The sequence below is a fragment of the Pedobacter gandavensis genome (assembly GCF_032678745.1).
GTDB lineage: Bacteria > Bacteroidota > Bacteroidia > Sphingobacteriales > Sphingobacteriaceae > Pedobacter > Pedobacter gandavensis_C.
Genome location: NZ_JAVTST010000001.1, coordinates 401,594 through 427,034 on the forward strand (window position 1 = coordinate 401,594; position 25,441 = coordinate 427,034).

Consider the following 25,441-nt stretch of genomic DNA (forward strand, 5'->3'; position numbering starts at 1 on the left):
CAAAGAACATTTGTCATTTTCAGGAATAAAATCCTTACTTATTTCTTGGTTTTAAAATCCTTATTGTTCGTTTCTTCGTTTTTCAATGCGGTAGCGACTCTTTCTTCAAAAGGTTTCAAATTAAGCTCAATCTGCTTTTGGGCAACAGGAATTTCATTTGCTGTTTTCAAAGTAGGCGTATATCCACCAGAAGACATATAAAACATATCCGGGTATTTTGCAGAAACACCTTGTTCATAGTCTATCCGCTGACCAGGTTTACCATCCGTGTTAGAGAACCTCACTTTATTCAGGTTCACCCATTTTCCAGTTTGGTCTTCCTGTCCCCAGGCATTATAGTAATAAGCTTCTCTGCGAATTTGTCCATTGGTATAACCGAAATTCTCCAGGAATGAATAGAATCCATCAAACATGCGCTGTTCTTTTGGTGCCCTCCAGGTGGCCACATATTTCCAGTCTTCACCTTCCAGTTTATACCAGGCGGATAAAACCACGGAGTTGTTGTCTTGTTTCAAGACATTCATCAGAAACTTAACTGGTTCATTACTTTTCCAGTTGGCTGTTTTTACATAGGATTGTCCGCCGGTACCCTCACCACCAAAAGTATTCACTGTAGTCGACTTGTCTTTGTCTACAAATGACACATAATCATGGGCAGTAATGGTTTTGTCGTTCTCCGCATCTTTGCTGTCCCATACCGAGAAAAGTACCCTGCGTTCTGTTTCAGAATTCGTTTGTATGCCCATATATCCACGGTAAAAACCTAAACTCATATAATAGGTAGCCAATGGATCAGCACCTTTAGGTACCATGATTTCCTGATAAATCCAGTTGTAAGATTTAGTGGTAGGCTGGGTACTGCTGAAGCTTAAATGTACAGAAGGAGAGGACTGATAATCGGTCTGGTTCACCTGTCCGCCGTCCTGTAATGATTTGAAAGTAAGTGCCTTGATTTTTATGGCCGATTGTGGATCCGTAATTGGTTTCAATTCATATCGGAAATAGCCGGTTTCTGGTACGGTAATATTGGCTGCAAACAAGGAGGTCTGCTGCCCTGTGCCATTAAAACTCAACTTTTTACGAATGGTTTTGAATCCATTCATCGGGCTGCTCGGCGTAATGATCAATTCAAAGCCCAGCTTTTTACCATTGTCAACAGTCTGGTCGAAGTAAAAATCATACTGACCTGGTTTTTGATAAAGGTACCAGACCACGCTTTTACTTTTATCGCTCCAGCGGGAAACGATGCCTTTGTCTTCAGGGTAACCAACCGGCACAGAAACACCGCGGTCATTGGGATGATAAGGTTCAATGTAAGCTTTGTTCGCAGGAACAGTAAAGACCTCCTTGAAGTTTTTACTCTGCGCAAAGCCAGAAAATCCGGCCGCAATCAATAGGAAAGCAGCAAGACTGGTTTTAGAATTTAGTGAATTTGGTTTCATTGTGTGTTTAGTTGTTTAATCAAATAACCCGATTAAAAAGGTAATTCTTGTTCTTTATGTTTGCACAAACGTTTGCGAAGTTTTATGCGTTCGTTACCGAAGGTTTAAGGGGAGCCGCATCTGGAATACGCGTTTGTCCGAATAAATCTTCTACAATTGGAGGAGCCATCTCTAACCTTGGCTTTTCTTCATTGCTTTTTTCTTCTTTTGACTTGCTGACTTTGGTTTTCTCAGCCTTGCTTTTAATTGGCTTTGGTTTTTCTTCGGAAGCTTTGTCGCTTTCCTCTGATTTTTCTCCTACTTTTTCTTCGGTTTTTTCTTTTGCTGCTTTAACAGGTTCTGCTTTAAAAGAGGAAACCTCAGTGGTGCTGGACCCACCATCAATAGCAGCGGCTGTTTTGGCTAGATCTTCAATAATGTCTTTGCCTAACATGCCTTCTGAGCCTTTGGTTGAAGCTTTTTCTGTTATACTCGAAATGCTTTCTTTTTCTTTCTGCTGCAGTTGGGCTTGTGCCAGTTCTGCTTTTAACGCTGCGATTAGACTTTGCTGCTCCTGAACCAAGTTTTCCTGTGCTTTGACTAAGAGTTCCTGTTCTTTTACCAGATCTTGCTGCTCTTTGGCTAAGTTTTTTTGCTCTTCCAGCTGGCTTTCCCTGCTCAGGAGATAGGACTGTAATCCATGGATAAATTCAGCCATTTCATCCGCACCATTACTAAGGTTCTGTAGGGTTTTTGAGAACTCATTCAGGATCGATGCGTCCATTTTATCCTTATAGCGTGCTAAATGGTCAATTTCGGCCCATCCTTCTTCAAAAATACTACGTACCTGTACTGCAACCTTGTATTCTTTTTTACTTGGTGCCGTTTTAATGACATAATCTATAGATCTATAGCCATCTGTTTCTGTTTTTAGACTAAGGCCTTTATCGGTAAATGGGCTAGTACTTGATATCGCGTCTGCTGCGCTAACATTTGCCGTAACATTGCCGATCAATACAAATTGATCAAGGATACTTTCATGAATCTTTGCCCAGTCCGATTTGAAAAGAGAAATGATTCGAATGCTGATCAGGTTCTCTATCAGTTCTTCATAATTGCTGAGATTCAGGATCGTATTTGGATGCTGTTGCTGATAGTCAGCAAGTTTTTCCATCAATTCTTCTGAATTAATAAGCTGGTACTTGATGGCATGTACCGCATTAAATTTGAAAAGGATTTTGACAACTCCGGTGCCAATTTCATCATAGGCAGCTCTTTTTGATTCAAAATCTGCACTGATGTTTAACAGTTCTTCGTAATTAGGGTTCCTGGCTTTAAAATCTGCTGAACCTAAGTGCCGGGCACTTAAAGTAGCAGCTTGTGGGATCATACTCATTTATAAATGGTTTTAGTTTTTTTGACACATTTCAATGGAAGGATATCGAATTGAGAAGCGTCGGTTTTTGGTTGTTTTAAATATGGTTCTTCTATTTCAAAATTAGTCTTTTTGGGCAAATTTGAAACAGGTTTAGGGCTTTTGACAGCGGATTTTACCCGCTTTTTGCTGTTGAAAGTTGAAACTTATTGATACACTGGTTGCTGCGTTTTCATTTCTTAAATGAAAAATGAAAAACTGTAATGAAAATTGTGAATTGAACAAAGTCAAATGAAAAACCCCATTCCGAAGAATAGGGTTTAGTACTCGAGTATCAATATGGAGTACTACTAACATTTCAATCTATTATAATGCTTAAAAGCAATAGCTCAGCTCGGATTAAAAGTCAAATAGATCCTCTAAAAAGGATTTCTTTTTTTTAGGGTAGCCATGTGAGTTGTTGCCATAACCATGTTGCTGACGTTGATCCTGACCGCGTTGGTCCTGGCCACGGTAACCTTCCTGACGGTACTTCTGATCCTGATGCTCCGATCTGTAAGGAGTGCTTTCCTGATTAGGACTTCCTTTATCCTGGTCGTAGGCCAGTAGTTTATCTAACTCACCTCTATCCAACCAAATCCCGCGGCATTTTGGACAATAGTCAATTTCTACATTATTTCTAACGGTCATTAATAGCGTTTCCTGGCAATTTGGGCAATTCATAATTAGTGTTTTTTTTGTGAATACTGTTTAATGTTATTTTCATCAACAAAATGATGAGGTACAATAGATTAAGGAACAAGCAATTTCAGCATGATTCTACATGGGAAAGCCTGATCAATAGATAAGAATTTGATCATTGAAATCATGGGCATCAAATGATCTTATAAATCAATGGATACCATCATCGTCAATGGATTAGGAATGAAATCTAAAAGGGGGTTAACCTGAAGAGAAAAGAATATTCGCCATGTGGAGGCCAGCTCCATGGCAATACTGCAATTTTTGTTGCAGTCTGTGAGACTATCGGATGAGCAGTACCAGGGTGATTGCTCAGACGAGGTTGGAAATACTTCGCCTTTTTAACTGCAGAAGTATAGCCCATATCCATGGGAACATCTTCCAGCAGCTCGCCTTGAAAATAAGCACTGGACAAGAAAGCAGTATTCTCATTAGAGAAATCAGCAGAAAAAGCTTGTTGTACACAGCATAAGCTCCATACAAAAATAAGCATGGCGAGGAGGCCTTTTCTTGAACTGATTTTCTTTTCCAATGGTGTTTTCGCTGTAATATTATCCTCGCCAATATATAACAACAATTTTGAATTAACGCAAGGATTTAGGAGAAACCCCTTCCTTAGTCATCACAACAGGTTTAATAAAGCCATCTTTATCAAAATACATCTTGTCAATACAGGTTTCTCTCGCATTTCCATTAGTCTGGTCTAAAGGTCTCCTGTGGTAAACGATATACCAGTCATTGGTTTTTTCATTTCCGATCACAGAATGATGTCCAGCTCCATTAGCGATGGTTGCATCCTGCTGCAGAATGGTACCCACTCTTTTGAATGGCCCCATTGGAGAATCTGCAATCGCATAAGCTACCCTATAATCCGGGCCTGTCCATCCGCCTTCCGACCACATGAAGTAGTACTTGTTGTTTTTCATGAACATAAAAGGACCTTCAACATATTTATCAGGCGTGATTTCTTTAAAAGTGCTGCCATCTGCCAAAGGTAAAAAACCAGTAAAATCATCATTTAACCTGGCAATATTGCAATGTTTCCAACCCCCATAAATCAGGTAATATTTGCCATCTTTATCTTTGAAAACAAATTGATCTATCGGTTGCGCTCCATTGTGGAATTTGTCTACCAAAGGTTTACCGATATGGTCTTTAAAAGGTCCAGCTGGAGATTTAGCAACCGCTACACCGATTCCACCAAACTCCTGATCACTTTGGATATCATTCGCTCCGAAAAACAAGAAGTATTGGTCTTTTTTCTTAACGATAGAGGGTGCCCAGATCGCTTTCTTTGCCCATTTGACACCTGCAGTATCCATTATGCTCGGGTGCTTTGTCCAGTTTACCAAATCAGGGGAGGAGAAGGCATCAAAAAACACCTGCTTTTCATAAGGCGCGGAAAAAGTAGGGTACACCCAATACTTGTTGTCAAATATGACGCCTTCCGGATCAGCATACCAGCCTTTGAAAATTGGATTCCCGGAAAGCCTGGTCGATTTTTTTGCCTGAGCAGCTAGCTTTTTTGTTTGTGCAGGTAGTTTTTTTGTTTGTGCAGTTACGTCATTTACTATGGAGAGTAACAATACTGCTAGAAGTAATTTCTTCATTTTTGGTTAAGGTTAGATTTGGTTTTTGGCCCCCAATAATTCGATCAGCTTTCTCAACTTCAATCTATCCTCTCAAAGGATGACTAGTTTAGCGTAATAAATCGACGTAAATAGGGTGTAAAAACAATTTAGCAATTTTCTTAAATAAGTAAAACTTATAAATTTCTGTTGAGGAGAAAGCACTAATCAACAAATCAAAGTCGCAACCGCCTGCTGAATTTCTTTTATATGTAACAAAACCCATGAAATAAAACCCATTTAACAGAAAATCCTATTGAGTTTCGTCTTTTTTTTGCCATAAAATAATTAACCCTCATTTTTCTAAAACTCTCGGGTCATCTTTGTCGGAATTGATAAGGAACAGCTCCTTATGCCGGTGGACAAGCCGGTGCAAAAGAAAAAGAAAAACACACGAATGATTACAAGGTTAGGCAAAATTCTCTTTTCCACCCGAACGATGGGTGCGATGTTATTGTTGTACGCTTTCTCCATGGCCATGGCCACCTTTGTTGAAAATGATTATGGGACGGCAGTCGCCAAAGCATTAATTTACAATTGCTGGTGGTTTGAACTGGTGATGGTGATTTTAGTACTCAACTTTATTGGTAATATCGGCAGATACCAATTGACTCAACGAAAAAAATGGCCACTATTGGTGTTTCACCTTGCATTTGTGATCATCTTTATCGGAGGTTACATCACCAGATATGTGAGTTTTGAAGGATCAATGCACATCAGAGAAGGAGAATCTACCGACGAAATCATATCCGATGCGACCTTCTTTAAAATGCAGATTGGAAAAGATGATCAGGCATTAGCCTATGATGATCAATCTGCAATCCTAATCGGTAACCGCATTCCAAGCTATTTGAAACCTTTTAAAAAGACCTTCAAAGGAGAATATGACTACCAGGGGCAACGTGTTAAAGTCAAAGTGATCGACTTTTATGCAAGAGCGCAAGACTCTTTAGTCCGCACAGCTACCGGAAAACCTACTTTACATCTTGTAGTTTCTGAAAATGAAAAGAGAGTAAATAAATACATTCCTTCGGGAACAGTGCAACTCATCGCAAATATGTTGGTGAGCTATAATAAAGAAACACCGGGCGCAATCAATATTTCTGATGCAAATGGTGCCCTGCAAATTGCAAGTCCTTTTGAAGGTAATTATATGATCATGGCTACTCAGCAAAAGAACACGATACCTGCTGAAAGCCCTGCACAACCCTTCAATTTAAGAAGCTTGTACACTTTCGGCAGACTAGGATTCGTTGTTCCGGAAGCACCAATTCCAGGTCATATCATATATTTTGAAGGTGATAAAACTAAAAATGAACACGATCTGGACCTGGTTAAAGTAGAAGTAACCACCGCAAATTCTGTAGATACCGTTTCCTTCTACGGTGGAAAAGGAATCACCAATTTCCAACACCAAAGTGAAATTGGCGGACTAAGAATCTCAATGGCTTATGGTTCTAAAATCTATAAAACCCCGTTTTCGATTAAATTGGTAGACTTTAAAATGGAGAAATATCCAGGAAGTAACAGCCCCGCTTCTTACTCTTCTGATGTGTTAATTCAGGACGCTGGACAAGATACCCCCTACAAAATATACATGAATCACGTATTGGATAAAGCTGGATACCGCTTGTTCCAGGCCAGTTTTGATGACGATGAAAAAGGAACTGTCCTTTCTGTAAATCATGATGAACTGGGTACTAATGTTACTTATATCGGTTATACCTTATTATTCCTGGGCATGTTCGTTACTTTATTCTGGAAAGGAACTCATTTCTCTAAACTAAATGAACAATTGAGAACCATTTCTAAATCAGCAAAATCAAAGTCTCTTTTACTGGCGCTTTTATTCCTTCCTTTAGGGGCAGCGTTTAGTCAAAAGATCGATATGCACGGCAAGAACGGGTCGACAGCCATCCCTGGATTGGTAAAACCTCAGGCACAAATGCCTGCAGCTGATGGTCATAATCATGCGCCTGGCGATGGGCACGACCACTCGGCAGATGACGGACACAACCATGCTCCTGGCGATGGACATGATCACTCGGCAGATGATGGTCACAACCATGCACCTGGTGATGGACACGACCATTCCGCAGATCCAACCGCTACTGCTGCTCAGGCACACAACCATGCACAACCTACTAAAGCCGAAATGCAAATGTTGCTTTCTGCAAAATCTGTTGATCCGGTACAGTTTGCTGCAGGTATAAAAATCGACCTGGCACACGCCGATAAATTCGGTCATTTGCCAGTTCAAAATATCGACGGAAGGGTAGAGCCAATCAATACCATGGCCCTGGAAATCCTGAGAAAACTACACCGTAAAGACCGTTTCCATAGCTTAAATGCCAACCAGTTTTTCCTCTCTGTTTCTACTACACCTTTCATTTGGGTGAATGTTCCCCTGATTAAAATCGGTGCAAAAGGTGGCCCAGGCTTGTTAAAAGCAGTTAAAGCAAACGAAGATGGTTATACCTCCATGATCAACCTGCTAAAAGTAGGTGAAGATGGAACACTTCAGTTTATACTAAAAGACGATTATTCAAAAGCTTTTGCCAAGAAACCAGCAGAGCAAAATAACTACGATAAAGAGATTATCGACCTGAATGATAAATTACAGGCGATGCAATCCTTAATCAACGGACAATATTTACGCATCTTTCCTATCGCTGGTGATGCGAACAATACCTGGATCGCAATGCCTTCTGCAGTCCCAGGATCTGCATTGGTTGGGGAATTAAACCCAATTGATCGCTATGCGAAAAGCATCAAAGACGGTCAGCAAACTGGTGACTGGACAGCAGCAAATTCGGCATTGGATAAGATCAGAGATATTCAATTGAAATTCGGTAAAGAGGTGATGCCTTCAGACACGAAAGTGTTCTGGGAAGTGAGCTATAATTCATGGAATATCTTCCTGAACCTGATGATTACTTATGCCATGTTAGGCGCGGTAATTCTTGGTTTGGCTTTCTTTAAATTGTTTAAGAACTCCAAAATGTTGGATAAACTCGTGACTTTCGTCTTGATTTTAATCAGCATCGCAGCATTCCTACAAGGATTTGGATTAGCTACAAGATGGTATATATCCGGTCACGAGCCATGGAGTAATGGTTATGAAGCCGTATTATTTATCAGTTGGATTGGTGTCCTTTCCGGCTTGGGGATGTATAGAAATAGTAACGCATTTATCCCTGCAGCAGGCTGTTTAATTGCTGTGATTTTAATGGGATTTGCACACGGTGGATCACAAATGAATCCACAGATTACACCACTGGTTCCAGTACTTAAATCTTACTGGTTGATGATTCACGTAGCCATCATTACCTCAAGTTATGGTTTCTTCGGACTTAGTGCACTGATGGGAACAGTGGTCTTAATTTTATACATCATTGACAACAATAAGATCTCAGCGAAAGTGAAATCTTCGATCACAGAATTAACGATTGTGAACGAGATGTCCTTAACAGTTGGTCTGTTTTTACTTACTGTAGGTACCTTCTTAGGCGGTATCTGGGCTAATGAAAGCTGGGGCCGTTACTGGAGCTGGGACCCTAAAGAAACTTGGGCATTTATCTCCGTGATCATTTACGCTTTCGTATTACACGTGCGTTTGATCCCAGGTTTAAGAACCAAATACTTATTCAATTTATTGTCGCTGTTGAGTTTCTCAACGATTATCATGACGTATTTTGGCGTAAATTACTACTTAACCGGACTGCATTCTTATGCACAGGGTGATCCTGTTCCGATTCCTTCATGGGTATATGTAACAGTAGGGGTGATTTTTGTATTGGCCTTTATCTCTTACAGAAGATTTAAAATGCGCAATAAATAATTCCGCATTGAACAATTCATATTTTAGGCTAACCGTAATCCGGTTAGCCTTTTTTGTTTTAGATTAGTCTTTTTATAATTTCCACGCTCTTTGCTAAATCTGCAGGGGAGGAAGAGGCAAAGCCTAAGCGAATTCCATTGGTATGGTATTCAGGGTACTGGTGCCCTTTGCCGTCAGGTAGGTATAAACCATGTTTTAAAGCTTTTTTTGCCAATACGACCAGATTTATGGAAGGATCAAATTCCGTCCATACCGACATGCCGCCTTCGGGCATCCTAAATTTCAAAGCATGCTTTAATTCTGTTTGTAATAAGCTGCAAAAATAGTCGCGCCTTTCTTCATATACCGAAAGTGTTTTTCGCAGGTAACGGGCTATGGTGCCATCATTCAACAAATCAGCCATTGCATTATCCAGCACATGATCGCCCTGCCTGTCCAGTAAGAGGCGGACTTTAGCGAGGTGTTGGATCACGTTTTCAGCAGCTACCAAATAGCCCATACGAAAGGCCGGGGAAAAGCTTTTGCTGAAAGAACCACAATAAATGACCATCCCATTTTCATCCGCACTGGCCAGGGGCAAAAGCGGACGGTGCTTGAAATGGAAATCAAAATCATAGTCGTCTTCGAAAATGATAAAGCCATACTCATTTGCCAACCTGAGCAATTCCAATCGCCGGTCTATTCTTAAAGCGACGGTGGTGGGGTATTGATGGTGTGGCGTCACATAAACCATTCTCACTTTTTGCTGCTTACAGATTTTGCGAAGTTCATCCACTATCATCCCATGTTCATCAATAGGAATTCCAATCAGTTTAGCCCCTGCATGCAGGAAGTTATGTTCAGCCCTTCTCCATCCGGGAACTTCAGCAGCCACCACATCTCCAGGGCTAATCAAGGCATTGCAAACGAGATTAATGCCCATTAGCGTGCCTCTTACGGAAAGGATGTTCTCCGCAGTTGTTTTTAGTCCCCTTGTAGTATTGAGGTATTCCGATAAGGCTTGTCGGTAAGCATATGGGCCAGCAGGATTCCCGTAACTGCCAAATTTGGGGTACAATCCACTTCTGCTGAGCTGGTTCCGATAGGCCCGGTAAAACTCTTTTAATGGCGCAAGTCTGGGGTCAGGATAGCCATCGTCTAAATGTAATTCGGCTGCTGGTATTTCTAAAGTACCGGTTGGGTAATCGCTGGAAGGGACGAGGAAACCTGCAAGTTTCGAAGAGCTGGGGGTCATTTCCTTTAATCTCTCTGCCTGGTGTTCTGCCACATGACTGGAAATGAAAGTGCCACGACCTACCGCAGTTTCAAGCCAACCCTGCATATGCAATTCTTCGTAAGCTTTAGAAGCTGTAATCCTGTTGATTTTTAACAGATTGGCCAGATCGCGACTGCCGGGTAACTTCTGACCTGAACGTAGTTTTCCCGTCCTGATCATCAACAATAAAGCATCTGCCAATTGGAGGTATACAGCCCGTTCAGCAGAACGATCAAATGATAAGTTGGCAAATAATGGATTGACAATTGGACTACTCATTATCTTGTAATTGGACTACAAAGATAATCCAATTGTCTGCTATTTTTGTTTTACCTAATAATTCATTTTTAATAGATAAACGCAATGTATACACCTAAGCAATTCGAGTTTGAGCATGAAGCGGAAAAGATAGCCTTCATGAAGCAATACAGTTTCGCTACGATAGTGACCACTAAAGCGGGCCTGCCCATCGCTACTCAACTTCCTTTTATAATCTCGGAAAATGATGGTAAGCTGATCTTGACAGCACATTTTGCCTTGGCTAACGAGCAGAATCGTTACCTTGAAGAAAATACTAATCTGGTCATTTTCTCTACGCCTCATGCCTATATTTCTCCTGTTCATTATGATAAGTTGGAAAGTGTACCCACCTGGGATTATGTAGCAGTACATGCTTATGGAAAAGGAAAAATCGTTCATGAAGAAGATGCGAAAATGAAAGCTTTGGAACATATGATCCTGTTTTATGAACCCGCTTATCTGGATCAATGGAGCAAGCTGTCGGAGAAATATAAAAAAGGAATGGTCAAAGGAATTGTGGTATTTGACCTGGAAGTAACCGATTTACAGGCACAGAAGAAAGTGAGTCAGAATAAAAATGAAACTGAGCGAAAAAGAATAGCGGATTATTTATCGCAAAGCGAGGTCAGTTCAGAAAAGGCAATAGCAGACTATATCAGAGAAATATAATATGGAGCAAATCAAAATTATTAAAGCGTCCATTGAGGATCTTAAAATCCTACAGGCAGTCGGGCGTGAAACTTTTTCCGAAACTTTTGCAGGTAGTAATACCGAAGAAGATATGAGGAAGTACCTGGAAGAAAACTTCAGTGAACAAAAGATGAAAACGGAACTTGCTGATCCAAATTCCATGTTCTTTATAGCCTGGGAAAATCAAAATTCTCTAGGTTATTTAAAAGTAAACACGGGGAAAGCACAAACTGAACTGCAAGATGATACTGCTCTTGAGATTGAGCGTATTTATGTGAAAAGTAGTCACCATGGTAAAATGGTTGGCCAATTGCTTTATAACAAGGCACTGGAAATGGCACAACTTCATGGCAAATGCTACCTATGGCTGGGCGTATGGGAAGGAAATCCACGTGCCATACGCTTTTATGAAAAGAATGGATTTGTCGCTTTTGATCAACACATTTTTATGATGGGGAATGACGAGCAAACAGACATCATGATGAAAAAGGAATTGACACCTCAGGAGAACTTTAATCTCCAACCAGTATTGGAAAATGAAAAAATCATACTCCTTCCTTTAAAAGAAGAGGATTTTGAAAGCCTATATGTCCTGGCCTCAGATCCTAAAGTATGGGAACAGCATCCCAACAAGGATCGTTGGAAGAAGGAAGTTTTCCAGAATTTTTTTGAGGGTGCAATGCAGAGTGGAGGTGCCTTTAAAATTGTCGACAAAACCAGCAATGAAGTGATGGGAAGTACCCGGTTTTATGATTATGACGGAGTAGAAAGTAAGATCTTTATCGGCTATACTTTCTATGGAAGGACTTATTGGGGGACCGGAATCAATCCTGCAGTTAAGAAAATGATGCTGGATTATGCCTTTCAGTTTGTGTCAAAAGTCCAGTTCCATATCGGAGCAACAAATACCCGTTCTCAGATCGCTATCGGACGTATTGGGGCAGTAAAAATCGCGGAAGAAGAGGTGACTTATTTTGGCGAAACGCCAAAGTTTAACTTTGTCTATGAGATCAGTCAGTAAGATAAAAAGGCATGGCAAATCCGCGCCATGCCTTTTATTTTAAACAGGATGTTAAGCTGTCTTAGATTTTATTCAACTCATTGTTGATGAAGCTCAATTCTTCTGCAGTTAAATCGAAGCTCATCGCTTTTGCATTGGCAATTGCCTGTTCTGCATTTCTAGCACCAGCCAATACAATGGTAATCCCTTTTTGTAAGGTTGTCCAACGTAAAGCCAATTGTGCCAGACTCGCGTTTTTCTCTGCTGCAATTGGAGAGATGCTTTCCAGGAATACTTTTACTTTTTCCAGGTCAAACTGACCGAAATAACCGTTTCTATGGTCATCACTTTTCAGCTTTTCCTCCTGGAAATATTTACCGGAAAGTAAGCCTCTTTCCATCGGACTGTACACAATGATCCCAATATTGTTTTCCAAAGTATAAGGAACAAGGTCCTTTTCAATGCCGCGGTTCAGCATGCTATAAGCCACTTGATTTGCAGCCGGAACAAAGGTGTTTCCTGCTTCTTTCAATTGATCTAAGCTATAATTCGAAACTGCTGCAGCACGAACTTTTCCCTGCTGAATTAAGCTTTCCATTGCTTCCATGGTTTCATCAATAGGGGTAGTCGCATCTGGCCAGTGTTGCTGGATTAAATCGATGTAATCTGTATCCAGACGTTTCAGACTTTCTTCAACTTCCTTGATAATGTTCGCTTTTGAGGATAATTTATAGATTGGAACATTCTTTCCATCTACAGGGATATCGAAGAAATGTTCTCCTTTACCTTGATTGCTGCCATCCCAAACTAGACCGAATTTGGTCAGGATCTGAACTTTCGTTCTGTCTTTTCCTTTCAAGGCTTGTCCGATCAATTCTTCACTTAAACCGAAACCGTAAAAAGGAGCAGTATCTAAGGTGGTTACGCCATGATCTAAAGAAGCATGGATCGCTTCAATAGAATCTTTTTGCTCATTTCCACCCCACATCGTACCACCAATTGCAAATGCACCATATGTAATCGTCGATAATTCTAACGCTGTATTTCCTAATTTTCTATATTCCATTTTGTTGTTAATTATTGAAAGCACAAAAATCCTCAAAATTGAACTATCCTCAAAATAACATAACTTCTAGTCTTGTATCATTTAAATGATAGTAAAAGGAGTAATTTCAGACAATGTGTAGTCCTAAAAGGGCTCAGATTAAATACAAATTATATTTGCAGGTTCAGTACATAGCTTTATATTAGCCGCTATAAAGGAATACCAATCGACCATGATTATAGGTGAAATGAAGTCAGATTCAACGGAGAATGAACCAGGAAATGCTCCGGAGCTATTGTTACAGCTCCTTCATGAATCCTATTATGACCGTTTACTCTATTATGCATGGACCATCATTCATGATAAGGAAACTTCCAGAGATCTAGTTCAGGAAGCTTTTATATGTTATTGGAATCAAAAAGAACAGGTATCCCCGCATTTAACTCAGATCCGAAACTTTCTTTATGTGAATGTGAAGAACGCCTGTTTGAAACATTTAAGACATGATAAAGTGGTCGGTAAATATATGGGATTGCAAGATCCTGATCCTGTAGAAGAAGCTTCCGCATTGAATAAAATGATTCAGGCAGAAACCATCGGCGAGATCTATGCGGCCATTGCTACGCTTCCTGAAGGATGCAGGCGGATTTCTAAAATGGGCTACCTCGAAGGACTGAAAAATCAGGAGATCGCAGATGAGCTGGGCATTTCCATCAATACCGTTAAAACTCAGAAAAAACGTGCCCTACAGTTATTGAGGCTGAAATTAAGTCCGGAATCTTTCCTGGCACTGACCTTCCTTTTTCAGCACTTTAAAAATAATTAAAATAAAACAACAGATGCTTTCACCCGGAAATCATTTCAAGGGATCATTATAGATATGCAGGACAATTCCCCTTTATTAAACCGTGCTGAACAAATGCTTCGCTACCTCTCTGATGAACTCAGAACAGAGGAAGAGGAGGAGTTTAGGTTATGGTTGAAAGCTAATCCAGAACAGCAACAGTTTGTAGCGCGTTTGTCGAGGGAGCAAGGAATGGAAGCAGAATTGCAGTTTATGAGTACGACGGATCAGGAGCAAGCCTGGACAGCATTACAAGCGCAACTGGGTATACCACAGCAGGAAAAATCGCTGTCCAAGGTTTTCCACTTATGGAAACGAATGCTTGCTGTTGCCGCGGTGTTTCTGATCCTGATGTCAACAGGTTTTTATTTCTATAGCAAGTTTAATGATCAACCTGAATTGAGCATTCATGACCTGGCAAAAGAGGACATTAAAGCGGGTGGCAATAAAGCATACCTCACCCTGTCTAATGGAAAAAAGATTGTATTAACAGATCTTGAAAACGGAAAGGTAGCAGAACAGTCAGGAATGAGCATTACCAAAATGGCGGATGGGAAACTCTTGTACGAGCTGAAAGAAAGTGAAGAAGACAGCCAGAAGAATAATGGAGAAATCTTATACAATACCATTTCGACACCTGCTGGTGGACAATATCAGGTCATCCTGCCAGATGGTAGCCGGGTATGGCTAAATGCTGCATCTTCATTAAAGTATGCTACCTCAATGGCAAAGCAGCTCAAGGAAAGAAGGGTAGAGCTTACCGGTGAAGCTTATTTTGAAGTCTCCAAAACTGAAAATGGAAAACAGAAAAAGCCATTTATTGTAGCATCAGGAAATCAGGAAGTGGAAGTATTGGGAACGCATTTTAACATCAATAGCTACGAGCCGAACCAGACTGCAACCACCTTATTAGAAGGTAAAGTCAAAGTAAACCGCCCCGGTGTTTTCGAAAAAGTCATTGCCCCGGGAGAACAGAGTCTGGTTGGCAAGGGGATTGAAGTCCACAGTGTAGATACCACCACGGTTATTGCCTGGAAAAACGGGCTGTTCAAATTTGAAAATGCCAACATCTATACCGTGATGAATCAGTTTTCCAGGTGGTATAATTTCGAAGTCGCCTATGAAGGAAAAGTGCCTGTCAACAGATTTAATGGAGAAATATATAGAAACCTCAACGCTTCAAAAGCATTGAAAATATTGAGCTATGCAAAGATCAAATTCCGTGTAGAAGTTGATAAGAATGAACCGGAAAGAAAGAGGATTGTCATCACTAGCAACTAGTAAATAAGGATAACAATAAAACGAAGCAAAGCAATAAAACGAACCACAACGATTCCACAAATAGCCATTTAGGCAAAGCATTAACCGAGCAAATAATTTTTAACCAAATAAACTTAAATGAACATGAAAAGACAGACATTGTGGGATAGCTGAGCGAAGCTATAGGGTCTCAAAAGAAAAAACCAGACAATGATTCGAGCCATTGCCTGGCGATAGATTTGAGTTAACCCATCCGATGATTACATCGGAAAAAAAAACTGAATAATTTCCGTATTAACCCAAACCAACCAAATGTAAGAAACGGTATTGAGATTACATCGCAGCACTGTGACCAAAATTCTCTGCTATCTTCTCATTTGGGCAACTTAAGCTAAATGAAAATAATTGCTTTTAATCCCGGTCTGTCCATTTTTCGGAGAGTCCCTAAACTGCTATTGATAATGAAATTGACCACTTTCATCCTCATGATAGCCCTGGTACAGGCAAGCGCCACTGTCACCGCACAGCGCGTTACGCTGAAAGAAAATAATAAACCACTTTCAACGGTACTAAAAGAAATAAAGAGACAAACAGGATATGTATTCTTTAGCAGCGACTTTGATCCGGCCAAAGAAAACCTGTCCGTAAAAGTAACAAACGCTTCATTAGATGATGCCTTGGAAGCTTGTTTTAAAGGCCTGTCTATTAATTATGTCCTGGTTGATAAAACGATTTTCTTGACCAGAAAGACTGATTCCTTTGATCAAAAGAAAGAGATTGTTTTGAGAGGAATTGTGCTGGATGAGAAAGGACAAAGTATCCCCGGTGTTGGTGTAAAAGTAAAAGGCAGTATGGTCTCTACCTCCACAGATGTGAATGGTGGCTTTAGCATTACTGTTCCTGGAACAGGGTCCATATTGCTGATCACCTATATCGGATATGAAACACAGGAAGTGCCTATTACTTCCGATAAAAACTTAAGCATCACACTTAAACCCAGCGAAAAAGCATTGGAGGAAGTTGCAGTAGTCGGTTTTGGAACGCAAAGAAAGGTTTCCCTGATTGGTGCGCAATCGACGATCAGCTCTAAAGAACTGAAGCAACCCGTGGCGAGTGTAACGCAATCCCTGGCCGGACGTATTGCCGGTGTAGTTGGCGTACAAAGAAGCGGTGAACCCGGTAGAAGTACCGCCGATATCTGGATCAGAGGGATTTCTACTTTTGGAGGAAACAAAAGCAATCCTTTAATCCTGGTAGATGGAGTGGAACGCTCTATTGACAACATCGATCCGGAAGATATCGAATCTTTTACCGTACTGAAAGATGCCTCAGGTACCGCAGTATATGGGGTTAGAGGTGCCAACGGGGTGGTTTTAGTGCAAACAAAGACAGGTAAAGTAGGGAAAAACACGATCCTGTTCGATTACAATGAAGGGGTCAGCACTTTTACGAAAAGACCGGAAATGGCAGAAGGAATCACCTATATGAATATGGCCAATGAAGCCAGTGTAGGTAGAGGGGGGATTGTACAGTATACGCCGGACTATATCAGCAAAACGGCTTCGAAGGTTGATCCATTACTTTACCCAAATGTCAACTGGATGGACGAAATCCTGAACAAATACAGCAATAACAGACGTGCCAACCTGAATGCAAGTGGTGGGGTAGACAAAGCACAATATTATGTGTCTTTAGCTTATTTCAATGAAAGTGGTTTCCTAAAAACCAACGACCTGAAACAGTACAATTCCTCATTGGATTATAACAGGTATAACTTTACGAGTAACTTAAACCTGAAACTGACTAAGACCACCAAGTTAGACCTTGGATTGCAGGGCTATGCTTCTACAGGAAATTATCCTGGGGAAAGCACACAAGACATCTTCGGTACAGCGATGGACGTTTCTCCGGTCATCTATCCGGTCATGTATCCTGGTAATTTCATCCCAGGAAAAGCCTCTAACGGCGGACAAAGAAATCCATACGCGGATTTAACCAGAAGAGGGTATCGCACGGAGTTCAAAAATCAGTTGTATAGCAACCTGCGGTTAACCCAGGATTTAGGAATGATCACGCCCGGCTTAACCGCAACCGGTATGTTTTCTTTTGACTCCTATAATGAGAACTTTATCAAAAGATCAAAAAGAGAAAGCACTTATTTTCCGGAAAACCTGCCAGGAACGAACTCTCCATATCGTCCAGATGGGACCTTAAATCTAAAAGAAACCTTCGCCAGCGGTGGTAACTATTTAAGCTTTAACCCAGATCGCAATGGAAATAGAAAAACCTATACGGAAGCAGCTTTAAACTACGACCGTGCCTATGGTAAACACAGGGTCGGTGCCCTGCTATTGGGATATGCCAGTGATGGAACGGAGCCTTTTGCAGGTGATTTTACCTCTTCTATTCCTAAACGTATGCTGGGATTAGCTGCCCGTGCCACCTATTCCTATGACGACCGTTACTTTGCGGAATTCAATTTTGGGTACAATGGTTCGGAGCTTTTTGCCCCTCAAAAACGTTATGGCGCCTTTCCTGCTTTCGGAATCGGCTGGATTCCATCAAATGAGAAGTTCTGGGAGCCGATTAAAAATACCATCTCCTTCCTGAAATTCAGATACTCTGATGGGGTTACCGGTATCGGTGAAATCAACGGAAGAAGATTTGCTTACTTAACACTCGTTTCGGAAAATGATGATGGTTATCAGTTCGGAAAGAACTTTACCGGTTATAGAGGAATCAATGTAACCGATTATGGCGTAGACATCACCTGGGCAGAATCAAGAAAACAAGATCTGGGAATGGAAATCCGTACCCTAAATGATAACCTACACATCATCGTAGATATTTTCAAAGAACACCGCACCGGAATCTTCCTGCAACGTGGATCTATTCCAGGATTTATTGGCTTAACCAACTCTCCATGGGGAAATCTTGGAATAGTTGACAATAAAGGGATCGATGCCACTGTAGAATACAATATTAATTTAGGTCAGGTGGATCTGGGCTTAAGAGGTACCATTACTTATAACCAGGATAAACTAATGAGAGATGATCGTCCCGTACAACCTTATCCATGGATGAACCGTATTGGTGATAATGTGCTATCCCGCTATGGTTATGTCGCAGAAAAGTTGTTTGATAACCAGGCAGAGATTGATGCAAGTGCAGTTCCGGGATCGAAAGCAAGTATTCTTCCGGGAGATATCAAATACAGCGATTTAAATGGAGATGGCGTGATCAATGATTACGATAAAACCAGAATCGGAAGAGGCGATGTACCCAACCTGATTTATGGTTTTGGTTTCAATGTTTCCTACAAAGGTTTTGCAATCAGTACGCTATTCCAGGCATTAGGAAATGCGGATGTGATGCTGGGCGGTAATGGTATCATTCCTTTTAACGGAGGAGATAGCAATGTGTTTAGTAACATCAGCGACAGATGGACTCCTGAAAATCCTTCACAAGAGGTGTTCTATCCTAGATTAGCTTACGGCGAAGCGCAGAACATCAACAACTCATTAGAAAGTTCATGGTGGGTAAAAGAGGTCAATTTCCTTCGTTTAAAAAGCGCTCAGATCAGCTATAACCTTCCTAAAAGCTTCAGCTCGAAATTAAAACTGGGCAATGTAGCAGTATATGCAATCGGTACCAACCTGTTGACATTTAGCAAGTTTAAATTATGGGATCCTGAACTGAATACCAATACAAATAGAGGCAGGGCAAATGGGACAAGGTACCCGATGACCGCAAATGTATCCCTTGGATTAAATGTTAAGTTTTAACTCGTCTGATCAATAGAAATATGAAAAAGTTTATCTATATCTCATTAATAGCATGTTTGACGGTATCGTCTTCATGTAAAAAATTCCTCGACCAGGTGCCTAACGACAGGTTAACCTTGGAAGAGACCTTTACCAATAGGGCTACCGCAGAGAAATTCCTGGCCAACGTTTACAACAATGTACCAGATGAATTTGGACAAAGAAATCCTGGTGGCAGCAAAAATGCAGGACTTTGGACAGGTGGTTCAGATGAAGCCGATTTTGTATGGGGCTTTGTGCAAAGCAATGCCATGAACATTGGAAGCTGGGATGCCAATACCGGTTTTGTAGGTGATTTCTGGAAGAATTATTACCGCGGAATCCGTTCTGCAAGTTTCTTTATGGCCAATGTAGATAAGGTGTCTAACGACATGAGTCCGGAGTTGAAAGTGCAATATAAAGCGGAAGCAAGAGCATTGAGAGCCATGTTTTACTTTTACATTATGCGCCTGTATGGGCCGGTAATTCTGCTTGGCGAAACAGTGACTCCGCCAGATGCACCAGCAGATCAAATCCAGTTGCCAAGAAACTCATTTGATGAATGTGTGGATTATGTGACTAGCGAATTGGATAAAGCAGCTTTAGACCTGCCTGTACTTCCTGTAAACGACGATAACTATGGTCGGATTACAAAAGGTGTTGCCCTTGCTTTTAAAGCGCAAACTCAATTGCTGGCCGCAAGCCCTTTATACAATGGAAATACAGACCTGGCAAACTTGAAAAATAAGGATGGAAAACAACTCGTTAGTCAGTCGGTAGACCTTAATAAATGGAAAAAAGCAGCAGATACCTATAAGGCTTTCATCAATCAGTTTGCACCTGGAACTTATAGCTTATTCAAAAAGAATGATGCTGCAGGGAATTATGACCCCTATTTATCTTGTCGCGATCTGTTCTTGAACGATTGGAATTCGGAAGTGATTTTTGCCCGTGTCCAGACTTCTATCAGGTCCAGACAATACGAATTAACACCGTATCACAATGGTAAGAACTCGGATTCTAAGGGTTCAGGTGGTTTAGCTGCGACCCAAAATCAGGTAGATGCGTTCTTTACTGCCAATGGCAGAAGCATCAATGATGCACAGTCAGGTTATGTGAATTCAGGTTTCGCCAGTACTGCTACAAAATATACCAAAGCAGGGATTTATAATCCTTGGGTAAACAGGGAGCCACGCTTCTATGTGAACATTACTTTCAATGGAAGTACCTGGTTGAATACCGCCAATGGAGAGATCATTACTGAACTTTACAATACCGGAAATTCTGGAAAAGCAACGGGTGGTGGCGATTATTCCACAACTGGTTATATAGTACGTAAAGCAATGGGCCTTGGTAAATGGGGGGTAGACAATCGTACCAACATTTTATACCGATTAGGGAATGTCTATTTAGACTATGCTGAAGCTTTAAATGAAGCTGAACCAGGCAATGGAGATGTACTGAAGTACCTCAATCTGATCAGAGAACGTGCTGGTATCCCACAATATGGTACAGGAAGCCTTGACTTTCCTGCAGGTCAGGCAGAGATGCGTGAAGCCATCAGGAAAGAACGTCGCGTGGAGCTGGCTTTTGAAAACGTAAGGTACTTCGATACCAGACGCTGGAAAATTGCTGAACAAACGGATAATGGGCCAATCTATGGTTTGAACATCACCTCAGATCTTCCTGCATTCTTAAATGTAGTGCCTTTTGAAACCAGAGTATTTACTAAGAAACATTATTTGTGGCCTATTCCTGCAAACGATGTGAATGTAGATAAGGAATTGATCCAAAACCCAGGATGGTAGTATTATTTAAATTCTAATCATGAAGACATTTTTAAAAGCGATGAGTTTAGTCCTGTTGCTGTCGGGCTGCGGGAAAAAAACGGAAGGGCCGGTATTGCCTTCCCCTATATTGACACAACCAAAAACATTTAGCCTGATAGATGCTAATAATGCATTTGACGCGTTTAATGCTGTTTTCTATGATACCAGCAGGAAATTGTACTATAGTAAAAGCGATCGGAAAGAGCTTGCGGTAGGTTGGCCGCAAGCGGTTTTCTGGGACATTTCCATGGCGGCCTATAAAAGAAGTAAAAGTGCTGCGCATTTAAAACTCGTTAATGATATTTATGAGGGTGGCGCTGCCGAATACTCTAATTTTGACTGGAAAAAGGTGAAAGAAGTGAATGATTTCATTTATGACGACATGATGTGGTGGATCATTTCTTTAGCACGTGGGTATGAGCTGACGAAGGACCAGAAACACCTGGATGCAGCAACTGCCGGTTTTAAATATGTATGGGATAATTCTTATGATCCTGTAGGTGGTGGTATGCGATGGAGCTGGAAAGTGGAAGGGAAAAATGCCTGCATCAACTACCCAACGGTAATTGCCGCGATGACCCTTTTCAATATCACCAAAAATCCAGACTATCTGAATAAGGCAAAGAACATCTATGCCTGGTCGAAGACCAACCTTTTTCAAGCTTCAACAGGAAGGGTAGCCGATCATAAAGTAGGGAATAACCCTCCGGGATTTGAAGATTATACTTATAACCAGGGGACTTTTATCGGTTCAGCGGTGATGCTTTACAAGGCAACAAATGATCCGGCTTTTTTAGCTGAGGCGAAGCTCGCGGCAGATTATACGAAAAATAAAATGTCGGATGCTAAAGGAGTATTACCTGCAGAAGGAGAGTGGAACGAGCAAGGGGTGCTGAAAGCGATTTTTGCACAGTATATGCAAATGCTCATTGTGGATGCCGGACAATCACAATATAGTGACTGGCTGCATACTAACATCAATCTGGCCTGGGTAAACCGCGATCAGAAAAGAACACTAATGTTTAGAGATTATAAAATCGCCTGCCCGACTGGTGTCATCCAATCTTATGAAGCCAGTAGTGGAGTTGCATTTATGCAATTGTTTGACCCGGTTACAAAATAATTTCGCATTGTTATGATAAAGATTTAAAAGAATGATAAAATTTAAAGTAAGTATCGCTTTCCTTTTATGCTGCTGCTTCAGTACCTATGCCCAGGAAAAGAACCCGGTTCAATATGTAAATACCTTGCAGGGCACCAATTCCAAACACGAGCTAACCAGGGGGAATACCTATCCAACTACTGCATTGCCTTTCGCCATGCATACCTGGATCCCTCAAACCGGGAGAAATGGGGATGGTTGGAAATATCAGTACGAAAAGGAATACATCAGAGGCTTTCAACAGGCACACCAATGTAGCTCCTGGAGCCGGGATTATGCGGTTTTCTCTTTTATGCCGGTGATTGGCGAACTCAAAGTCGCGGAAAATGAACGTGAAGCGAAGTTCAGTCATGCGAATGAAATCGGGAAACCAAATTATTACAAAGTGCAGTTCGACAATAAGATCAGTACAGAAATCTCCCCTTCAGAACGTGGCGCGCATATTAGATTTAGCTATCCCAAAGGGCAAAAGAGTTATCTTGTACTAGATGGTTATACACACCTGAGCGCGGTTAAGATTTACCCTAAAGAACGTAAAATCACTGGATATGTGAATAACGGAGAGGGCTTTAAACCTACTTTCAGGAATTTCTTTACTGTCTATTTCGACCAGCCTTTTAAAGCTTTCGGAACCTGGGAGAATCGAAAAAATACAATCCAGGCCAATGCATTGGAAGCCGAGGGTGAAGGGAAAGGTGCTTACCTGGAATTTGCTGCTGGAACTACGGTACAGGTTAAGGTGGCTTCTTCCTACATCAGTCTGGAGCAGGCCGAACTTAACCTCAGCAGAGAGTTGGGGAAAGACAAAAAGCTAGAGCAAACCAAGGAAAATGCCGCTAAAGTATGGAACGAAACACTGGGTAAAATTCAGGTAGAAGGTGGTTCGGAAGAAGATATCAAAACTTTCTACTCCTGTATGTTCAGGGCAAACCTTTTCTCCAGGAAATATTATGAGCTGGACAAAAACGGCCAGCCTTATTATTTTAGTCCTTATGATGGAAAAGTACATCAAGGTTATATGTTTACGGATACGGGCTTTTGGGATACTTTCAGAGCGCAATTTCCACTAAATACACTGATGCATCCCGAAATGCATGGGCGGTATATGCAGGCTTTACTGGATGCCTATGAGCAGTGTGGCTGGTTACCTTCCTGGTCTTTCCCTAGTGAGGCTGGAAGTATGATTGGCAACCATGCCATCTCTTTATTAACGGATGCCTGGGTGAAAGGGATCCGTACTTTTGACCCGGAGCTTGCATTAAAAGCTTATTTGCACGAGGCTACGAATAAAGGACCATGGGGACCGGCAAACGGTCGTGATGGCTGGAAAGAGTATTACCAGTTGGGCTATGTTCCCTATACCAAACTGAGAGAAGCAACGGCAAAAACAATGGAATATGCTTACGATGATTTTTGCGGCTATAACCTGGCAAAAATGACTGGAAATAAGTTCTATGAAGATATTTTCGCCAGACAGATGTACAACTATAAAAATGTATATGATCCTTCTACTAAATTTATGAGAGGTAGAGATGAAAATGGGAATTGGAAGCCGAATTTTGACCCAGTAGAATGGGGTGGACCTTACACGGAAGGAAATGCCTGGCATTGGCAATGGTCGGTATTTCAGGACATACAGGGTTTGATTGATTTGATGGGTGGAAAAGAGAATTTTACGGCTAAACTGGATTCAGTATTTACTGAGCCAAATCGTGTAAACGTAGGAAGCTATGGCGGTATGATCCATGAAATGACGGAAATGGTGATGGCCAATATGGGACAATATGCACATGGCAACCAGCCAATTCAACACATGCCTTACCTGTATAATTACGCGGCTCAGCCCTGGAAATCTCAATACCATGCCAGAAACATCATGAGCAAATTGTACAATTCTACAGAAAATGGCTATCCTGGTGATGAAGATCAGGGACAGACTTCTTCCTGGTATGTGCTGAGTGCGATGGGCTTTTACAGCGTTACGCCGGGTACAGACGAATATATTCTAGGGAGTCCGATGTTCAAAAAGATTACCCTGAATTTAGAAAATGGGAAAAAGTTTGTGATTGATGCCTCGAACAATAGCAATGAAAATGTATACATCAAAACGGCCAGATTAAATGGCAAAGCGTATTCAGCCAACTTCATCAGACATAGCGACCTCACACAAGGTGGCGTTCTAAAATTGGAAATGACTAATAAACCCGAATTAACCCGGGGAATAAAACCTGAAGATCAGCCTTTTTCTTTGAGTAAATCAAATCAGGAACAACAGCTCAAAGCTAAATAATACTGCTGATCGGGCTGTATTTTATTGAAATACTAGCCGACCATATGGGCGGTAAATAATGATAAGGTTGAGTCGATGCCGTTTTTCTGGGTATTGGCTCAACCTGCCTATTTAAGGGACTATCTTGGCCATCAGAACTTTGGCAATAAACAAAACTGACTGCTGTTGTTTCCGCAGAGATAATCTGCTTGATCTTAGGCAGAATGTCTTTTTTACTTGTTTTAGCCTGTTTTTCTATGGGTTCTGATTTTTCTATTTCAGGTTCAGCGATCTTCTCTTTTTTAGCAATACTTCCTGCATGTACACTGTCTGATATGGCTGAACCATCGGCCTTGATAAAGGAAATATAGGCCTCTATTCTTGAATTGACAAGGCTTGGGTCAATTTGTAGGGTATGTTTCCCATCTTCTCTATGGGATGCACTGAGGCAATGAGTTTGTTGGGTATTACCAGGGAAACAAATTTGCAACATGGCCCGATCTTTTCTGTTTTCCCATGGGAGGTCATCTGGTACGTCCCAGGTAAATTCAATTGCTGTGCCTATGAGCTGGATTTGCGGATTTTCTGCTTTTAAAAGCGTTCCCATGCTCAGCATGGCTTTGGAATAATCCATTTCAGCATTAGGATATTCGCCCATTACAGCGTGTTTTTTATTGTAAGAAACTGCTTCATTGTAGTAGTTTCTGTCCGTTCCAAGTACTTTTAGCTTAAAACCCAGTTTGATGAAACTGGTAATTGGGTGTAAAAAATCGTTCACAATCTTCATGCGATCGCAGTTGATCTTTCTGGCAGGGCTTAGGGGCTTGCCAGAGTGTCCGATCGTTCTGATCACGTTTTTGCCGTTCAGTATATAGCCAACTAAATTGCCTACCCGGCCATTAAATCCACCAAATAATCCGTTTTTTAAACTTCCCATAGCCTTGTTATTAATTGGTAAGCAGTGTGTTATGAATGGTA

17 protein-coding genes are annotated in these 25,441 nt (G+C 41.2%); 9 read left to right on the forward strand and 8 right to left on the reverse strand.

Annotation, left to right across the window (positions count from 1 at the left end):
* Nucleotides 1–38: 38 nt before the first annotated feature.
* From R2S10_RS01550 to R2S10_RS01570, 5 genes are all read right to left on the reverse strand, one after another.
* A complete protein-coding gene (locus tag R2S10_RS01550; RefSeq protein ID WP_316838672.1) occupies nt 39–1,442 on the reverse strand; it encodes a DUF3472 domain-containing protein in 1,404 nt (467 codons plus the stop codon).
* Nucleotides 1,443–1,524: 82 nt separating this feature from the next.
* On the reverse strand, nt 1,525–2,817 hold the full coding sequence (locus tag R2S10_RS01555; RefSeq protein WP_316838673.1) for a hypothetical protein: 1,293 nt from the start codon (nt 2,815–2,817) through the stop codon (nt 1,525–1,527).
* A 378-nt stretch (nt 2,818–3,195) separates the two neighbouring features.
* Nucleotides 3,196–3,519, reverse strand: coding sequence for a zf-TFIIB domain-containing protein (locus tag R2S10_RS01560; RefSeq protein WP_316838674.1), 324 nt, complete (start codon nt 3,517–3,519; stop codon nt 3,196–3,198).
* 208 nt (nt 3,520–3,727) lie between these two features.
* A complete protein-coding gene (locus tag R2S10_RS01565; RefSeq protein ID WP_316838675.1) occupies nt 3,728–4,111 on the reverse strand; it encodes a hypothetical protein in 384 nt (127 codons plus the stop codon).
* 10 nt (nt 4,112–4,121) lie between these two features.
* On the reverse strand, nt 4,122–5,147 hold the full coding sequence (locus R2S10_RS01570) for a glycoside hydrolase family 43 protein (protein ID WP_316838676.1): 1,026 nt from the start codon (nt 5,145–5,147) through the stop codon (nt 4,122–4,124).
* Between the two features lie 415 nt (nt 5,148–5,562).
* Between R2S10_RS01570 and ccsA the strand changes: the two genes are divergently transcribed.
* Entirely contained in the window at nt 5,563–9,006 is a 3,444-nt protein-coding gene (ccsA, locus tag R2S10_RS01575; RefSeq protein ID WP_316838677.1) for a cytochrome c biogenesis protein, read from the forward strand.
* Between the two features lie 58 nt (nt 9,007–9,064).
* Here the strand turns inward: ccsA and R2S10_RS01580 are convergent, their stop codons facing one another.
* The gene (locus R2S10_RS01580; protein ID WP_316838678.1) at nt 9,065–10,540 is read right to left on the reverse strand and encodes a PLP-dependent aminotransferase family protein; all 1,476 of its coding nucleotides are present in this window, start codon (nt 10,538–10,540) and stop codon (nt 9,065–9,067) included.
* Between the two features lie 84 nt (nt 10,541–10,624).
* Between R2S10_RS01580 and R2S10_RS01585 the strand changes: the two genes are divergently transcribed.
* Together R2S10_RS01585 and R2S10_RS01590 are read left to right on the forward strand one after the other, a co-directional pair.
* Complete coding sequence (locus R2S10_RS01585) at nt 10,625–11,230, forward strand: FMN-binding negative transcriptional regulator (RefSeq protein ID WP_316838679.1); 606 nt, start codon at nt 10,625–10,627, stop codon at nt 11,228–11,230.
* 1 nt (nt 11,231) lies between these two features.
* Nucleotides 11,232–12,272 carry a GNAT family N-acetyltransferase gene (locus R2S10_RS01590; protein ID WP_316838680.1) on the forward strand — a complete coding sequence of 347 codons (1,041 nt, stop codon included), beginning with the start codon at nt 11,232–11,234 and terminating at the stop codon, nt 12,270–12,272.
* Between the two features lie 61 nt (nt 12,273–12,333).
* On the opposite strand, the gene R2S10_RS01595 is transcribed toward R2S10_RS01590, so the two are convergent.
* Nucleotides 12,334–13,317, reverse strand: coding sequence for an aldo/keto reductase (locus R2S10_RS01595; protein WP_316838681.1), 984 nt, complete (start codon nt 13,315–13,317; stop codon nt 12,334–12,336).
* Nucleotides 13,318–13,543: 226 nt separating this feature from the next.
* On the opposite strand from R2S10_RS01595, the gene R2S10_RS01600 reads away from it, so the two are divergent.
* The 6 genes from R2S10_RS01600 (at nt 13,544) to R2S10_RS01625 (ending at nt 24,484) form a co-directional block, all read left to right on the forward strand.
* Nucleotides 13,544–14,122, forward strand: coding sequence for an RNA polymerase sigma-70 factor (locus tag R2S10_RS01600; protein WP_316838682.1), 579 nt, complete (start codon nt 13,544–13,546; stop codon nt 14,120–14,122).
* 54 nt (nt 14,123–14,176) lie between these two features.
* Nucleotides 14,177–15,421, forward strand: coding sequence for a FecR family protein (locus R2S10_RS01605; RefSeq protein ID WP_316838683.1), 1,245 nt, complete (start codon nt 14,177–14,179; stop codon nt 15,419–15,421).
* Between the two features lie 440 nt (nt 15,422–15,861).
* Nucleotides 15,862–19,185, forward strand: coding sequence for a TonB-dependent receptor (locus tag R2S10_RS01610; RefSeq protein WP_316838684.1), 3,324 nt, complete (start codon nt 15,862–15,864; stop codon nt 19,183–19,185).
* A 20-nt stretch (nt 19,186–19,205) separates the two neighbouring features.
* Nucleotides 19,206–21,011 (forward strand): RagB/SusD family nutrient uptake outer membrane protein, encoded by a 1,806-nt coding sequence (locus R2S10_RS01615; protein WP_316838686.1) that lies wholly within the window; start codon nt 19,206–19,208, stop codon nt 21,009–21,011.
* A 19-nt stretch (nt 21,012–21,030) separates the two neighbouring features.
* Complete coding sequence (locus tag R2S10_RS01620; RefSeq protein ID WP_316838687.1) at nt 21,031–22,155, forward strand: glycoside hydrolase family 76 protein; 1,125 nt, start codon at nt 21,031–21,033, stop codon at nt 22,153–22,155.
* A gap of 31 nt (nt 22,156–22,186) precedes the next feature.
* Nucleotides 22,187–24,484 (forward strand): GH92 family glycosyl hydrolase, encoded by a 2,298-nt coding sequence (locus R2S10_RS01625; protein ID WP_316838688.1) that lies wholly within the window; start codon nt 22,187–22,189, stop codon nt 24,482–24,484.
* On the opposite strand, the gene R2S10_RS01630 is transcribed toward R2S10_RS01625, so the two are convergent.
* Entirely contained in the window at nt 24,477–25,400 is a 924-nt protein-coding gene (locus R2S10_RS01630) for a DUF6266 family protein (protein WP_316838689.1), read from the reverse strand. The two genes, R2S10_RS01625 and R2S10_RS01630, sit on opposite strands and share 8 nt — an antisense overlap.
* Nucleotides 25,401–25,441: the final 41 nt, after the last annotated feature.